This is a genomic window from Halobellus inordinatus (assembly GCF_024464655.1).
Taxonomy (GTDB): domain Archaea; phylum Halobacteriota; class Halobacteria; order Halobacteriales; family Haloferacaceae; genus Haloquadratum; species Haloquadratum inordinatus.
On record NZ_JANHAV010000009.1, the window covers coordinates 20,267 to 35,918 of the forward strand.

At 66.3% G+C, this 15,652-nt stretch carries 14 protein-coding genes; 7 read left to right on the forward strand and 7 right to left on the reverse strand.

Going from position 1 to position 15,652, the window contains the following annotated elements; all coding sequences use genetic code 11:
• Window positions 1–13: 13 nt before the first annotated feature.
• Together NO347_RS14490 and NO347_RS14495 are read right to left on the reverse strand one after the other, a co-directional pair.
• Window positions 14–1,387, reverse strand: coding sequence for an isochorismate synthase (locus tag NO347_RS14490; protein WP_256290351.1), 1,374 nt, complete (start codon window positions 1,385–1,387; stop codon window positions 14–16).
• 84 nt (window positions 1,388–1,471) lie between these two features.
• Entirely contained in the window at window positions 1,472–2,065 is a 594-nt protein-coding gene (locus tag NO347_RS14495) for a sulfite oxidase-like oxidoreductase (RefSeq protein ID WP_256290352.1), read from the reverse strand.
• Between the two features lie 201 nt (window positions 2,066–2,266).
• Between NO347_RS14495 and NO347_RS14500 the strand changes: the two genes are divergently transcribed.
• From NO347_RS14500 to NO347_RS14510, 3 genes are all read left to right on the forward strand, one after another.
• Entirely contained in the window at window positions 2,267–2,476 is a 210-nt protein-coding gene (locus NO347_RS14500; protein WP_121570246.1) for a ribbon-helix-helix domain-containing protein, read from the forward strand.
• A 210-nt stretch (window positions 2,477–2,686) separates the two neighbouring features.
• Entirely contained in the window at window positions 2,687–2,965 is a 279-nt protein-coding gene (locus tag NO347_RS14505; protein WP_256290353.1) for a UPF0058 family protein, read from the forward strand.
• Between the two features lie 183 nt (window positions 2,966–3,148).
• Window positions 3,149–4,801, forward strand: a complete 1,653-nt coding sequence (locus NO347_RS14510) for a rhomboid family intramembrane serine protease (RefSeq protein ID WP_256290354.1) — start codon at window positions 3,149–3,151, stop codon at window positions 4,799–4,801.
• A gap of 10 nt (window positions 4,802–4,811) precedes the next feature.
• On the opposite strand, the gene NO347_RS14515 is transcribed toward NO347_RS14510, so the two are convergent.
• Together NO347_RS14515 and NO347_RS14520 are read right to left on the reverse strand one after the other, a co-directional pair.
• Window positions 4,812–5,447 carry an METTL5 family protein gene (locus NO347_RS14515; protein WP_256290355.1) on the reverse strand — a complete coding sequence of 212 codons (636 nt, stop codon included), beginning with the start codon at window positions 5,445–5,447 and terminating at the stop codon, window positions 4,812–4,814.
• A gap of 163 nt (window positions 5,448–5,610) precedes the next feature.
• On the reverse strand, window positions 5,611–6,606 hold the full coding sequence (locus NO347_RS14520) for a lamin tail domain-containing protein (protein ID WP_425492396.1): 996 nt from the start codon (window positions 6,604–6,606) through the stop codon (window positions 5,611–5,613).
• A 100-nt stretch (window positions 6,607–6,706) separates the two neighbouring features.
• On the opposite strand from NO347_RS14520, the gene NO347_RS14525 reads away from it, so the two are divergent.
• Window positions 6,707–7,660, forward strand: a complete 954-nt coding sequence (locus NO347_RS14525) for a transcription initiation factor IIB (RefSeq protein ID WP_121570251.1) — start codon at window positions 6,707–6,709, stop codon at window positions 7,658–7,660.
• 33 nt (window positions 7,661–7,693) lie between these two features.
• Here NO347_RS14525 and NO347_RS14530 read toward each other — a convergent pair whose 3' ends face one another.
• Together NO347_RS14530 and NO347_RS14535 are read right to left on the reverse strand one after the other, a co-directional pair.
• Window positions 7,694–10,372, reverse strand: a complete 2,679-nt coding sequence (locus NO347_RS14530) for a PAS domain S-box protein (protein WP_256290357.1) — start codon at window positions 10,370–10,372, stop codon at window positions 7,694–7,696.
• A 59-nt stretch (window positions 10,373–10,431) separates the two neighbouring features.
• The gene (locus tag NO347_RS14535) at window positions 10,432–12,156 is read right to left on the reverse strand and encodes a flippase activity-associated protein Agl23 (RefSeq protein ID WP_256290358.1); all 1,725 of its coding nucleotides are present in this window, start codon (window positions 12,154–12,156) and stop codon (window positions 10,432–10,434) included.
• Window positions 12,157–12,292: 136 nt separating this feature from the next.
• Here NO347_RS14535 and NO347_RS14540 point away from each other — a divergent pair, with 136 nt between their 5' ends.
• From NO347_RS14540 to NO347_RS14550, 3 genes are all read left to right on the forward strand, one after another.
• A complete protein-coding gene (locus tag NO347_RS14540; RefSeq protein WP_256290359.1) occupies window positions 12,293–12,670 on the forward strand; it encodes a DUF7964 domain-containing protein in 378 nt (125 codons plus the stop codon).
• Window positions 12,671–12,761: 91 nt separating this feature from the next.
• Window positions 12,762–13,232: a universal stress protein gene (locus NO347_RS14545; RefSeq protein WP_256290361.1), complete on the forward strand. Its 471-nt coding sequence runs from the start codon at window positions 12,762–12,764 to the stop codon at window positions 13,230–13,232.
• Window positions 13,233–13,309: 77 nt separating this feature from the next.
• Window positions 13,310–13,636, forward strand: a complete 327-nt coding sequence (locus tag NO347_RS14550) for a 2Fe-2S iron-sulfur cluster-binding protein (protein ID WP_256290362.1) — start codon at window positions 13,310–13,312, stop codon at window positions 13,634–13,636.
• 36 nt (window positions 13,637–13,672) lie between these two features.
• Here NO347_RS14550 and NO347_RS14555 read toward each other — a convergent pair whose 3' ends face one another.
• Window positions 13,673–15,559 (reverse strand): globin-coupled sensor protein, encoded by a 1,887-nt coding sequence (locus NO347_RS14555; protein ID WP_256290364.1) that lies wholly within the window; start codon window positions 15,557–15,559, stop codon window positions 13,673–13,675.
• Between the last annotated feature and the right edge of the window lie 93 nt (window positions 15,560–15,652).

The following is a 15,652-nucleotide window of genomic DNA, read 5'->3' on the forward strand; positions in this document are numbered from 1 at the left end:
GGTCGACAGAGCGTCATTTCGTGTCGTCAGTCTCCAGTTCGTCGAGAATTGGGCGGTACTTCAACTGCACTTCGTCCCACTCGCGGTCCGGGTCTGAGTCGGCGACGATGCCGACGCCGGCGAACAGGGTCGCAACGTCGCCGTGAGCCACAGCCGAGCGGAGCGCGACGGCGAAGGTGCCGTAGCCGGCGGCGTCGATCCAGCCGACCGGAGCGGCGTACCAGCCGCGGTCGAACGGCTCCGTCTCGCGGATGGTTTCGAGGGCCGCCTCGGGCGGGAGGCCGCCGACAGCGGGCGTCGGATGCAGCGCCTCGACGAGTGAGAGGACGTGCTCGTCGCGGTCAAGCGTCGCCGTGATCGGCGTCCAGAGGTGCTGGACGGTGGCGAGGCGCTTGATCCGCCGGGGGCCCGGGCTGACGGACGCCGCGAACGGCGAGAGTTGTTCTTCGACTGTTTCGGCGACCAGATCGTGCTCGTGGGCGTTCTTCTCGTCGCGTGCGAGCTCCTGCGCCAGCCACTCGTCTTCAGCGGGCGTCTCACCGCGTCCCGTCGTCCCCGCGAGCGCGTCGGTTTCGACCGTCCGACCGCGGACGGAGACGAGCCGCTCGGGCGTCGCCCCGAAGAACGACGGCTGCGGCCGCCCGTCTGCGGGTTCGGGCTCGACCAGGAAGCGATAGCAGTCGGGGTACTTCTGCCCAAGGCGGGACAACACGTCGGGCAGCGACAGGTCGTCTTCGAGGTCGACATCGAGCGCCTGTGCGAGGACGACCTTCTTGAGGTCGCCCGAGTTGATTCGGTCGACCGCGGCCTCGACGCCGGCCGTCCAGTCGGCGCGGGCCGTGGTCCGCCGTCGACCGCTGACGCCGGGCGGGTCGACGAGCGGTTCGGCGTCCGGGAGCGACTCGATCCGCTCGCGTGCATCGGCGAGTCGGGCTTCGACCGCCGCCGAGTCGACGTCGTCGCCGACGGCGTTGACCGTCAGCCACGCGTCGGCGTCGGGGTCGTCGCCGTCCGTCCACGTCACCTGCACGTGCGGGAACACGAATCTCGCCCCGGGGAAGTCCTCCCACGGCGGGCCGGACGTACTGTCGCCGTGGAAGGCGAACCCACCGAACAGACGCGGTCGCGCGGCTTCCGTTCCGGCGTGTACGTCGCCGGAGGCGAACAGCGTCTCGGCGGCTTCCCGGATCGCGTCGAATCGGTTCGGTCCGTCGGCCGTCAGGGTCGCCGCCGCACCGCTCCCGACCACCGTCGCCTCCTTGGGGGCACTCCAGACGGTTCGCGGCCCGTCGGCTTCGCGGAGCACGGCCCGAAACGACGGCGCTGCGATAGGGACCGATCGGCTGACGAGGTGATGCCCCGCCGCGTCGGTCCGCAACGATTCCATTACCGGCTTTCAGGACGCCACGCTCTTTTATTTGACTATACCACCAAAATCGAAGAATCGGCCGCCCGTTCGCGTACTACTTATCTAACCGTACCGCTCCTCGTTCCACGGATTTGCGGTGTCTGAGTAGCCGCGCCGTTCCCAGTAGCCACGTTCGGGCTCGGTCAGGAACTCCACGCCCTCGACCCACTTCGCGCCCTTGTAGGCGTATTTGTGTGGCGTCACGACTCGCAACGGACCGCCGTGGTCCTCGGCCAGCCGGTCGCCGTCGTGTTCGTAGACGAAGAGGACTTCGTCGCGGAGGCACTCCGAGAGCGCCAGATCCGTCGTGTAGCCGTCGATCGCGTGAAACAGCACGTGGACGGCGTCGTCACGAACGCCAGCCAGGTCCGCGATCGTCGGGAACGTGACGCCGGTGAACTCACAGTCGAAGGTGCTCCAGCCGGTGACACAGTGGAAGTCCTGTCGTTGCGTCGTCGACGGCAGCTCTCGAAACTCCGCGTACGAGAGGGAGAGATCCCCGTCGACGGCGCCCCACACGTCGAAGGACCACGTTTCGGGCGTCCACGACGGGGTGCCGCTCTTCGAGAGAACTGGAAAGCCGTCCGTCTCGTGCTGTCCGGGCGGGAGTCGCCGGTCGCCGAACTCCCGATAGAGGTCCGTGACGTCCTCGACCATACCGTAACTGATGCCCGAGGCGACCTAACGGTGCCGGCTTTCGACGAGAGTTGTCGTCATCGAATCAGTGTGTGGCTCCGACATCAATAATTATCTTCGAGACAAAAATATATATTTTAATCTGGTAAACGATGTTTTCCCATACCCTGAATATTCGCCGCAGGGTTTAAATAACCCGCCTTCAAACCCCCTCACGTTCAAATGCCCAAGGTGAACATCAACGTCCCCGAGCACCTCGAGATGCAGATCGCGCAACTCGTCGATCAGGGCGAGTTCGTAAACCGCGAGGAAGCCATCGCAGAGCTCCTCTCGACGGGTATTCGTGCGTTCAAAACGAGCGGCCCGATGGACGAAGAAGACCGCTTCGAAGACGACGGGATGATGGGTCACGAAGACGAGTACGTCTTCTAACACGCCTCACGCGATAGGAGCGTCTGCACGTCTTCCTCACAACTCGGTCGCACGGCAGCGCGCGGTCGGACGTGTCTCGGGTGCACACGCTGCGGCAGGTCGCCGGGTCGCCCTCCCGTCTCCGAACGAGAAGCGACGGCTTCGGTCGGCGTCCGACCGTGTCAGTTCCCACCAATAATCCTTAAAACGGCCTCTCACGTATCCACGTCTATGCACAAGGACGAGCTCTTGGAACTGCACGAACAGATGGTCATCATCAAAGACAACTTCGCCGCACGCGAGGACGTCGACGGAAGCATCTTCGACCCCTACGAGGAACTCGACATCGATCCCTCACACGTCCACAAGTCCAAGAGCGAGCACAAACACGCTGTCTTCGTCCTCGGAAACGCGCTCGCGACGGCGATGAGCGAAGACGAGTTCTCGAACGCCGGACGGGTCGGCAAGCGGATGGAAGAACTCGCCAAGGACGCAGAAGGGAAGCTCTGAGTCGGACAGCGGCCGATCACGGGCTGACGCGACTCACCGCGCGACCTGCAGCGTCACTCGGCTTTCATCGGTTGCAGTCGGCGCTCGACTCCCGGTAGTCGCCGTCGGAGTCGCCGCGGTCGTCCCATCGCGCCGATCCGAAACGCCGTAGTTTCTTAACCGCTCGTCTACTCCGGGTGTACGATGGACGCTCTCCCGGTCGATCTCTTCCTGCGCGTCGCGGTCGTAGCCGCTCTCGTGTTCTCTCTCACCGCGGCGTTCCTCTTCGATCAACCCTCCGCCTTCGGTGCACAGTTGCGACAGCGTTTCGTCCTGGGTCTCCCCTGGGGAACGCTCGTCTCGGCCGGCTTCGTGCTCGTGGTCTACCTCTTTTTGCAGGGCGGGTGGGCCCGCTGGAACGCGCCGGTGACGCTCCCGTTCCGGGCGTGGTCGTACCTGTACCCGCTCGGGATGCTCTCGGCGGCGTTCTCACACAACGGTCCGGGCCACCTCATCGGGAACCTCGTCGGGACGCTCACGCTCGCTCCGCTCGCGGAGTACGCGTGGGGGCACTTCACCCGCGAGCGAGGCTCACAGTCGTTCTCGTCGTGGCGCACGAACCCGTACGTCCGCGCGTTCGTGATCTTTCCCGCTGTCGTCCTCGCGGTCGGACTGCTCACCTCGTTCTTCGCGATCGGCCCGATCATCGGCTTCTCCGGCGTCGTGTTCGCGTTCGCGGGGGCCGCGCTCGTCAACTATCCGCTCGGAACCGTGATCGCGCTCGCCGGCGGCGGAGCCCTCCGATTGGTGTACAACGCGCTCCAGACGCCGATCCTCACCCGGAGCGCGCGCCCGGCCTACATCTCGCCGTGGTGGGCCGACATCGCCATTCAGGGCCACGCACTCGGGCTCCTGCTCGGCGTCCTCGTAGGTCTCGTCGTCGTCCGTGCCCGACGTCGGGCCGATCGTCCCAGCGCCCGGCGACTCTGGCTCGGGACGCTCCTCTTCGCCACCGAACAGTCGCTGTGGGCCGTCTACTGGTTCCGTGGCGGTGAGACGTACGTCCTCTACCGGGCCGCGGGAGTCGTCTTGGTCGCACTGCTGGCGCTGGTCGTCGCCTCCGCCGTCGTCGCCCGCGACGACGAGATCTTTCGCTGGGAACTCGCCGGCGACAGCGGCGTCGTCCGGAACTGGCAGGTCGCCGTCGGCGTCCTCCTGCTCTCGACGGCCGCCATCGCCGGGCCGGCCGTGCCCGCGAATCTGTACACGGCAACCTCGGGCGACCTCCCGGGCGACGAGCTGACCGTCCGCGACTACGAGGTGACCTACGCGGAGAACGTCGAGAACGGTCTCGTTGCGGCGGTCGACATCGAGGCGTTCGGCGAGACGACAGCCGTCAACACCTCGGGCGTCATCGTCCGCAGCGAGCAGCGCGGTATCTGGAGCACGGCGGTCCCGAAAGGCCGGTTGGCGTTCGACGGCCAGGTCGCCGTCCGTCTCGGCGGCGTCGGCTGGCGCGAGACCGTCTACGCACAGCGCGACGGCTGGAACGTCCTCGGCAACCGGACAGCCTACCGCGTCGCGCTCGGCAACACCGACTCCGCGCGCGTCGTGTACACGTCCGATCCGGTCACTGCCGGGCCGGTACTCGCCGGGCGGAACGTGACGGTCGTCCCGAACGAGAGCCAGTACTATCTTCGGGTCACCGAGGGGAACGACTCACTCAGTGCGGGTCTCCCCGCGAAGAACGAGTCGGTGACCGTCGACGGCCTGACGTTCACACGGAACCGCTCGCGCGTGTTCGTTTCCTACGACGAGACGAGACTGCAACTCCTCTCGAAAGAGACCTACGAGTAGCGGGGGCGCCTTACTCGTCGCCGCCGGACCACTCGATCCGGTACACCTCGGCGTCGATGTCTTCGGAGTCCGCGTCGTGGAACTCGAACTGCCGATCGAGCGAGAGCGTCGCGCGGAAGGCGTGCGTCACCGTACCGCCGTGGTCGGCGGCGAACGCTTCGATGAACTCCTGTGAACCGCCGTTGTGGACCGAATACGACACGTCTGCGAGCCGAGCGGCGGTTTCGAGGAACGCCCGATCGGCGTGTTCGTTGCCGCGCTGGGCGCCGAAGGGCGGATTCATCAACACGGTCGTCGGTTCTGCGGGACACAGCGGTGCGCGCGTCGCGTCGGCGAGCACCCAGTCGATCGAGGTCTTCGTCCCGACGCGTCGTCGGTTCGCCGTGGCCGTCGTCAACGCTGTCCGATCGACGTCGACGCCGACCACCCGGGACGGGCCGCGGAGCGCGGCACCGAGCGCTAACATTCCCGTTCCGGTCCCGAGGTCGACGACGAGTCGGCCCTCGATGTCGCCGTTCAGGTCGGCGACGTGGACGACGTGGGCGGCTAACTCCGGGGGCGTCGGATACTGTTCGAGGTCCGCACGCGGGTCCTCGAAGCCCGCGACGACCGCCAGTTGCGTCTCCAGTGCCGACTTCGTCGCCATCAGATCCACCTCCGTGAGGCGCTGCGGAGGCTCCCGCTCGCGAGACGGTGCGGCGCGAAGTTCGGTCTCATCGCGATGAAATACCCGCCGATAATACAAAAAGGCTTCTCGAAAACGGGGAGTTATTCGGCTGGCGGGGAGCACGCGGCGTTGCCGTCGCGCGTCAGTACGAGCGCCGAACGACGGTCGATCCGCTCGCATCGCGGACGGTGACCACGTCCCCAGCGTTGTTCCAGATCGCACCGCTGGCGCCCCAGTAGAGCGTCGAATCGCTGTCCGTTCCGGAGCCGGTCCGGAGTGTCAGCGTCGCGCCGGGATCGAGCGTGGTGCCCTCGGGGACGGTGTAGGTGTGGTCTGCGTCGTCGGTGACGGTCCACCCCGAGAGGTCGAGACGTTCCTCGCCAGCGTTACGGAAGACGACGTACTCGTCGTTCAGATTCTCGTTGTCGTTGCCCTCCGCGTCGGCGTGAATCGTGTCGATCGCGAGCGGCCCTTCACCACCGTCGGCGAGCGCGGTAGTTTCGCTCGCAGTCGCCGTCACGTCACTCTCGATACAGGACCACAGCCCACGACGGGACTCGCGCGCCGTCACTTCCATGTCCTCGTATCGTTCACGTTCGGTAAAGGTACTGTCGTACACGCGAGCGTGGCCCTCTCTGAGCAGGGCGTAGTTGAACGACTCGCCGTCGACATAGACGTACGCGAGCAACCGCCCGTAGTAGCCCCGTCGATCCGACTGCTCGTCGAAGACGAGCGTCACGGATTCGCCCGCGAGTCGGTCTTTCGCGTACGCAGAGGCGTCCTCGCCGGCCCGGCCGAGACACGCCGCTCCGGCGGTCGTCTCGGGGATACCCTCGAACTCGTCGGGTGTGTTCTCGCCGTACACCTCGGGCGTGTCGACGCCCAGCAACCGGACAGTCTCGCGCGTCCCGTTCGGATACGCGACTTTTATCGTGTCGCCGTCGACGACCTCCGTGACCGTGACGTCGACGCCCTCGACAGGTGCCGCGGTGGTTCCCTCGCTCGTGCTGCCAGTCGCCGGCGTCGCGGTGGCCGCCGATTCCGCCGGGCCGGTACCCGCTCCCGGCGTCCCGCCGAGACAGCCGGAGGCGACCACGAGAAGCAGGACGACGAGGGTTACAGCGCGCATACCTGCCATCGAGTGGCCGGGGCATATACCGCTTGGGGGTCGCGTTCGCAGAGTAATCTAGAGAGTCTGTCACAAAGGCTTAAATAGGCCCTTCACCACAAACCTTATAATGGAACGTTCGCGTCGTCAGCGCCAGCGAGAGCAGGAGACCGAACAGACAGACGACGAGCGACTCGTCTGCCCGGAGTGCGAGTCGTCGGACATCGTCACGGACGCCGATCAGGGGGAGTTGGTGTGTGACGACTGCGGCTTAGTTTTGGACGAACAACAGATCGACCGCGGGCCCGAGTGGCGGGCATTCAACCACTCCGAGCGGCAGTCGAAGTCCCGCGTGGGCGCGCCGATCACGGAGACGATGCACGACCGGGGGCTGACGACGACGATCGACTGGAAGGACAAAGACGCCTACGGGCGCTCGCTCTCCTCGGAGAAGCGCTCGCAGATGCACCGATTGCGCAAGTGGCAAGAGCGCATCCGGACGAAGGACGCAGGCGAGCGCAACCTCCAGTTCGCGCTCTCGGAGATCGACCGGATGGCGTCGGCGCTGGGCGTCCCACGATCGGTACGGGAGGTCGCGTCTGTCATCTATCGCCGCGCGCTCAACGAGGACCTCATCCGCGGCCGGTCCATCGAAGGCGTCGCCACCTCCGCGCTCTACGCCGCCTGCCGGCAGGAAGGCATTCCGCGCTCGCTCGACGAAGTCGCGGAGGTCTCGCGCGTTCCCCAGAAGGAGATCGGTCGGACGTATCGCTACATCTCCCAGGAACTCGGCCTCGAACTGAAGCCGGTCGACCCAAAGCAGTTCGTCCCCCGCTTCGCCTCGTCGCTCGGGCTGAGCGAGGAAGTCCAATCGAAGGCGACCGAGATCATCGACGTCTCCGCAGAACAGGGCCTCCTCTCGGGGAAGTCGCCGACGGGGTTCGCGGCCGCGGCGATCTATGCAGCGTCGCTGCTCTGCAACGAGAAGAAGACCCAGCGCGAGGTCGCCGACGTCGCGCAGGTGACGGAAGTCACCATCCGGAATCGCTATCAAGAGCAGATCGAAGCGATGGGCTTCCGCTGAACGGTCTCCTCTCCTCGCAGGCTCGAACCGCTCTCACTCCTGGATTTCGACGCCCGTGATCTCGAATCGCGCCCCGCCGGTTTCGCTATCGGTGACGGTGACGGTCCAGCCGTGTGCTTCGGCGATCTGATCGACGATATTGAGCCCGAGCCCGGTCCCGTCGTCCGCGGTCGAGTAGCCGGTCGCGAACACGTCCTCGCGCTCCTCGGCGGGGATTCCGGGGCCGTCGTCGGCGACGTAGAAGCCGCCGTCGACGTCGCCGATCGTGACTGTCACGTCTTCGCCCGCGTGTTCGATGGCGTTGCGAAGGAGGTTCTCGAACAGTTGCCGGAGCCGCGCCGGATCCGCGATTATCGTGCGATCCGTGTCGATCACGAGCGACGCCTCCGCCGTCGAGACGGTTCGCCAGCACTCGTCCATCAGGTTGCCGAGCGCGACGGCGTCAGTCGCGTTCGCGCGGCCGCCTTCGCGCGCTAGGACGAGCAGGTCTTCGATCAGTTCTTCCATCCGTTCGAGCGCCTCTGCGGCGACATCCAGATGCTCCGCTCCGACCCCCGCACTCGGGTGGTCACTCGCACGTTCCGATCGGACCAGCTCGATCCGCCCTTCCGCCACGTTCAGCGGATTGCGGAGGTCGTGGCTGACGACCGTCGCGAACTGTTCGAGGCGGTCGATCTGCCGTTCGAGTTCCTGTTCGTACTCGTGACGCTCGGAGACGTCGCGGCTGAACGCGATGAACCGCTCGTTGCCGTGAAATCTGATCTTCGTGATCCAGACCTCGACGGGGAAGGTCGTGCCGTCGCGTCGCCGGTGCCGACCCTGAAGCTTTATCCGCTCGCCGATGGCGGTGTCGTCCCAGACGGTCCGGAGTTCGTCGGCGGAGTGGTCCGCCTCGATGTCGGCGACGTTCATCGAGAGCAGCGCCTCCCGTGAGTAGCCGAGGTTCTCGACGTTCTGTCGGTTGACGTCGACGACGTTCCCCTCGGCATCGTGGACGGTGATCGCGTCCGGCGACTCCTCAAAGAGCGCCCGGAGCCGTTCTCTGCTCCGTTCGAGTTCCTGTTGGCGCTCCTTCTGTTCGGAGATATCGGCGTTGACCGCGACGAAGCGCTCGATATCGCCGCCCTCGCTTTCGACCGGGGCGATCGTCTGATCGACGACGTATCGATCGCCGGATTTCGTCTTGTTGACGATCTCACTTCGCCAGACGTCGCCGTCCAGAATCGTCCCCCACAACTCCTCGTAGAACTCCCGATCGTGCTCGTTGGACTTCAGGATCCGCGGGTTCTGTCCGAGTACTTGGTCGGCGTCGTATCCCGTAGTCTGTTCGAACGCCGGGTTCACGTAGACGATCGTGCCGTCTCGCTTCGTGAAGTACACCGAGTGCCCCGAGGCTTCGATGGCCTCCCGAAAGAGCCGAAGCGAGCGGTCGCGCTCTTTGCGTTCTGTGACGTCTCGGACGATTCCATCGACGTACGTGCCGTCGGATTCTCCGGTCTTCAGAAGGGTGAGGGATCCCCAGCGGTGTTCGCCCGTCAGCGTCCGAATCGGCACGTCGTAGTTCTGCACGACTCCGTCGCGGCCGAGTCGACGACGTAGTTCGGCCAGGTCTGCTGCCTCCCGAACGAAGTCCTCGACGGCGTGCCCCGCGACTCCTTCGGGAGTGTCAGCGCCGAGTAACGTCGCGAGCGTCGAATTCGCCTCGACGATCTGGCCGTTCGGATCGGGGGGCGCTCGGAAGATGCCGGCCGAGGACGCGTCGAGTAATCGCTCGTAGCGCTCGCGGTGGGCGTCGGCATCGACGCGGTGGAGTGCGTGTGCGACGTCCTCGCCCAGTTCCGTGAGGAGGTCGCGTTCCTGCGCGTCGAAGGCGTTCGTTCGGTCCGCATAGACGTTGAGAACGCCGTAGAGGCCGTCGTCGTACACCAGCGGAATGGCCGCGCTGGACCGATAGCCGCGGTCGAGCGCGTGGGCGCGCCACGGTTCGTACCTCGCGTCTTCCGGGATGTTCTGTACGACCGAGAGTTCCCGCGTCAGGACGGCGTTCGCGGTGGGACCGGGCTCTTCTAGACCGCTGTCGGTCGTGATCTCGATGGCATCTAGATAGCCCTGATCGACGCCCGCGGCGGCGACGGGTTCGACGGCGTTCGCGTCCGCGTCGTGCCTGCCGATCCACGCGAAGCGATAGGGATCGGCCTCGCTGATGAGCCGGCACGTTTGGCGTTCGATCTCCGTTCGGGTGTCAGCGTGTACGACGGCCCGATTGGTCTCGCTGCGCACGCGACGGATGCGTTCGAGCTCGGCCGCACGCTGGGCGTTACGGTACCGTTCGACGGCGTTCGTGATCCGGTTGGCGAGGAGTTCGTACTGCTCGCTTTGTGTTCCCTTCCGGAGGTAGTCTGTCGCGCCGCGTGTGATAGCGTCGCTCGCGAGCGACTCGCTTCCCTCGCCGGTGAAGAGGATGAACGGGAGGTCGGGATCCTGCTCGCGGACCGCTTCCAGCAGTTCGATCCCGTTCATTTCGGGCATCTGATAGTCCGAGACGACGCAGTCGAACGACGCCGCGCCGTCCGTGAGCCGTTCGAGACCGCCGGCCGCGACAGATTCAGTGACGACTTCTAGGCGGTCGTCCTGCCGAGCGAGCACCGTCGACGTGAGGTCTAAGAAGTGGGGGTCGTCGTCGACGTGCAACACCCGTATCCCGCCAGTCATACCAAGTGGACTTTGGCTACTGTTGGTATAAATGGGGCAGTTTGATTCCGACGGGTGGGTCATCGTTTCTCTGGGGCCGTGAACACGACGACCTCGCGGTTCCACAGACCAAGGCGGTATGTCGTCGCCTCGTAGTCAGAGCCGAGTCGCTCCGCGAGCTCGGTGTGGTGTGTGGGCGCAGCGATCACGACCGGGGGCGCCGACGCGTTCGCGTACGCCGAATCGAACGTCGAGGCGTTCGCCGTACTCGTCGCGTCCGCGCCCGCCGCTTCGACGTACCACGTCAGCGGCAGTCGGTTCCCCCAGGCGTCGCCCACCGGCGGGAACCGGGTCGTCCGGTCAGGCGGGACGTGGTACGCCGCACCGACGTAGAGAACCTCGGCCGTCGACGAGTCGCCGTCGGCAGCAGCGCGTGCCGCCGCTTCGATCGGTTCGAGGTCGCCGCTCGGCTGGGCGAACTGCGCGAGTCGGTTGTCGCGGTCGGAGGACCCGTAGACGCTTCCGGCGGTGACGGCACCCACCTGCGCGACGACCGCGAGGACGACGAGGGCGACCGCGACGACGGTTCCGGCATCGACGTCGGGGCCGGATGCGGCAGCAGCCCCGCGGCGGAGGAACGCGGCGAAGCCGACCGCTGCGGGGAGCGACAGCGGGACGACGACGTGCACGAGCGTCCACGGGGCTGAGACCTCCGCGATCGTCGGGAACAGGATGACCGCCAGAAGCCCCCAGTAGCCGACGCCCTCGATCAGCGGCCGGCGGGCCGACGCGTAGCGCACCCAGAGCGTGGTTCCGACGCCGACCGCGACGACCGGGAGCGCGACCGCAGTCAGGGTCCCGGCCGCGTCGCCGAGATACGGGAGCAGCGAGTGCGTGCCGTCGGGATAGCGGTTGACGACGCGGACGCCGACGAAGCGCCAGAGCGCGCCGACCGTCCCCTCGTAGATCGCGAGGTGGAACTCCGTCGGATCGTAGAGCCCGACGTCGACGCCGGGACCTGCGCGGGGCGCGAACAGAAAGACCGTCGTGCCGATGAAAAGCAGCGCGGCGCGGGCGGCCGCCGTCGTCGTCCCAGCGAGTCGCGCTCGGAGCGCTGCCGCCGCCGCCCGGGCGCTCGCTCCGCCGTCGGCGGCGACGCTGTGCTGCTCGACGACGAGGACCCACACTGCGAGCCAACAGCAGAGATAGCCAGCGACGAACCCCGAAGCGGACGCCGCGAGCGACAGCGCGACCGCAGCAGCGTACGCGTCGCGTCGGCTGTCGCGATCCCACGCCCGCAGGGCGAAGCCGACGAACGCGAAGCCGAACAGCGCAAGCGGCACGTCGCCGCGGAGGAAACGCGAGTAGTAGAGGACGAGTGGCTGAAACGCGAGGAGAGCGGCGAACAGGACCGTTTCGGCGTCGTCGAGACGGTCGCGAAAGAGCAGTGCGACGAGCGGGAGCGCCGCCCCGAGGACGGCGATAGGGAGTCGGGCGACCCACTCTGAGACGCCGACGAGGGCGAACAGCGTGCGGCCGACGAGCGGGAGCAGCGGGCCGCCGGCGATCGGACGGTACTGGTAGGCGCCGGTGTCGAGATAGCGGAGCGTCCAGTAGCCGACGCGCGCCTCGTCCCAGTGAAACGGGCGCGCGCCGAGACCGACGAGTCGGACGAGGAGACCAGCGAACGCGAGGGCGACGACGACGCCGAGAACGCGGTCACGTCGGAACGAGAGGCCGGCGAGCGACGCCGACACCGGCGTTCGCTCGGAACCCCCGGGCGCGGCGTCGCCCTCGCGAGACATAGCGGTCCCTCGCGGCCCGGAGGGTAGAAACTTTGTGATCCAGAGGCCGCCGACACCGACCGTGTGCCCATCGTCAACGACCGCGGTCACCGACCCGATCCGCAACGCACAAACGGCGTCCCGACCCAGCGCGGGTATGACCGTCGTCGACGCGCTGCCGCCGCGGCCGCTAGAACCTCAGGAACTGCTCCAACTGAACGACGCCGAGGCGCTCGAACTGGCCGTCCCGATCGAGGACGAGGGCCGCGCCTCCGGCGTGCTCGTCGCCACCGGAGAGTGGGTGAAAGGCCTCGCCTTCGACGTCGACGCGGAGTCGTGGACCGTCGTCGAGACCGTCAGCCTCGGTGAAGGCGTCGAGCGCGTCGACGGCTTGCAGGCCTGCGAGGCGGCCATCCTTCGATTCCGCGGCGACGACCCTGAGGCGATGACCGCCGAGAACGCACCGGGAACGTACGAGCCGGAGGTCGACCAGTCGGCCGGGGCCGACGAGGCTACCGGAGCCGAGGACGAGTAGCTGTCGACGAGGACGGGGCGACGGCCGGCGAAACCGAATGACAATCGAGCGTACCTTCTAAAACCTTCGCGACGTAGGGCCGGGTGAGACGATGTACGACAAGATTCTCGTTCCGACTGACGGAAGCGCCGCGACCGAGGGCGCAGTCGAACACGCCATCGAACTCGCGAAACAGTACGACGCGACGGTACACGCGCTGTACGTCGTCGACACGGGTGCGTACTCCTCACTGGAGATGGGCTCGGATATCGTCATCGAGGCCCTTCAAGAGGAAGGCAACAGCGCGGTCGAGGAGGTCGAAGAGCGCGGCGAAGAGGCCGGCGTGGACGTCGTCACGACTGTCGAGACGGGTATCGCACACCGCGTCATCGTCGACTACGTGGCCGAGGAGGGAATCGACCTCGTCGTGATGGGGACGCACGGCCGAACCGGCGTCGGTCGCTTCCTCCTCGGGAGCGTTGCCGAGAAGGTCGTCCGCACCGCCGACGCGCCGGTGATGACGGTCCGCTCAGAGGACAAAGAGGCGGAAGCCGACGGCGGCCCCGCAGTCGACGAGGCATAATCCGGACGACACGCCGACACGGCCGGGACGCGACCGCTTCGCAAAGAGTTTTGAAACGGTCCACCGAACGGCGAGGTATGACCGAGTACACCGTCGAGTTCGTCGGCACCGGCGAGACCGTCGACGTGTCGGACAAGCAGACGATCCTCAAGGCCTGTCTCGAAGCGGGCATCGCTCAGGAGTACTCCTGCCGCGTCGGGATGTGTCTCGCCTGTTCGGCGGAGATCGTCGAGGGCGAGGTCACCCAACCCGCCGCACGTGGGCTCACCGACGAGGAGCGCGAAGACTACGCGCTGACGTGTATGGCCCGCCCGCAGAGCGACCTGAAGCTGAAGCGCGGCGTCTACCCACCGAGCATCGAGCAGGACGCAGCCGACGCCGCTGCTGCAGCGGACGACGACTGAGGTCGGTTCCCTGGCGGGTAGAAGAGCGAGAGAACGCTATTTGTCGGATCGGTCCGTGTCGTCTCCGGGCCCGCTAACAGAGACGCCGCCATCGGTTCCCACGAACGCGAACGACTCGTCGGATTCAGAGTCCTCGCCGTTCTCCATTGAACTCCCGTTCGAGAGCACGTCACGCGGTGGGCCGTCCGCGTTCGTCGTGTCGATTCCAGCCGGCGGTTCGGCGTCGAAATCGAGGTCGGAGGGCATCTCACTCCCTCCGGAGCCCATCGACTCGGCGTCGTCGTCGGCCGTAACGAGGCGATCCGCGGCGTCCTGGATCGTGTCCATCCGCTGGGTCTGTTCGCGGCTGGCTTCCGCGACGTCGTCGACGCGGTCTGCGATCTCCTCGGAGCGCTCGCGCGTCGTCTCGACCATCGCCGTCACCTCCTCGGCGCTGACCGCCTGCTCGTCGGTCGCGGTCGCGACCTCGGCGATTCCTTCGGTCGTTCGCTCGACTGCGTCGACGATCTCATCGAGGCTGTCCATCGCGTCCTCACCGCGGTCGATACCCTCGTGGAGTTTGTCGGTCGTCTCCGAGAGGCTCTCGATCGTCTCGGCGGCGTCGGTCTGGACGCGACCGACAGTCTCCTCGACGTCGCTTGCGCGCTGTCGGGACTCCTCGGCGAGTTGTTTCACCTCGTCGGCGACGACGGCGAATCCGTCGCCGGCCTCGCCCGCCCGCGCCGCCTCGATCGAGGCGTTCAGTGCGAGCAGATTCGTCTGCTCTGCGATCTCGTCGATCGCTTCGATGACTTCGTCGACTTCGTCGATCTGCGCCTGGAGTCGTTCGAGATCGGCTGAGGCCTGGTTCGCGGCGTCTGCGACTTCCTCCATCACGTCGATCGCCTCGTCGGCGGCGGTCTCGCCGGATCGCGCACGCGAGACCGCCTCGTCGCTCGTGTTTTCGACGTCCTCGGCGGTCGCAGCGATCTCCTCGACGGTCGCACTCATCTGTGAGACCTCCGCGGCGACCTCCTCCATATCGTCCGCCTGGTCGTTTGCGATGTCGCGGATCGTCGCAGAGCGTTCGGCGACGACCGACGAGGCCGAGGAGACGTCTTCGATCGGGTCTTTGAGGTCCTGTTTGACCTCGCGGGCCAACTCCTCGCGGTGTTCCGCCTCGCGGCGCGCCTCCTCGCTGTAGGCGTGAATGTAGGTGTCCATCGCGATCTGCTGGTCGATCGCGAGCACTTTGAGGAGAGAACTGGCCCGGTCGACCACGGCGTCGACTGCGGCGTCGACGTCGTTCGTGTCGGCGTCGGCAGCAGCGTCGGCACCGCCCGCTCCGTCATCGTCGTCGCGTTCGTTCGCGCCGCCGACAATCCGTGAGAACAGACCGTCGTTTGCGTCGTCGGGGTCGTCCCCGCCGGACTGCGTCGTGGAAGCAGATTGAGCCGTGTCGCTCTGAGCGGAGCCACCGAACTCCTCTTTGACCGCATCCCCGATAGCCGACATCAGACCGTCGTAGTAGATGCTGTACGCGCCGAGATAGAACTTCGGCCCCATATCCAACATATTGTGGATCTTGCCGATGCGAGCGCGCTGGGCGAAGTAGTCCCGACCGTACTCGCCGCTGGCGAGCGAGCGCAGATACTGCGATTGGGTCTTTTTCAGTTGATCGACGCCCTTGCTCGACCGACCGAGGACCTCAGTGGCCCGAGGGTCGCTCGTCAGGTGGTCGTAAAAATCGTCGACGATCTCATCGGCTATTTCGTCGAACGTCGGTTCGAGCGCACGCATCCGCTCTTTGTCCGCCTCCGTGAGGCGAACGAAGGACTTGCGCCACTCCCGTTCTGATTCGTCGATTCCCAATGCGTCGATTAGCTCGTCGCCGTCGACGAGGCCCCTCGTGTCGTCGGTTACTACGACGCCTCGGTCGTTCATATGTAGGGGACCAACATCTCGACATAAGATTGTTCGCTCCCCGGTATCAGGTCTGATACTCCTCCGCCGACGACGGTGCGGCGAGTGCGACGC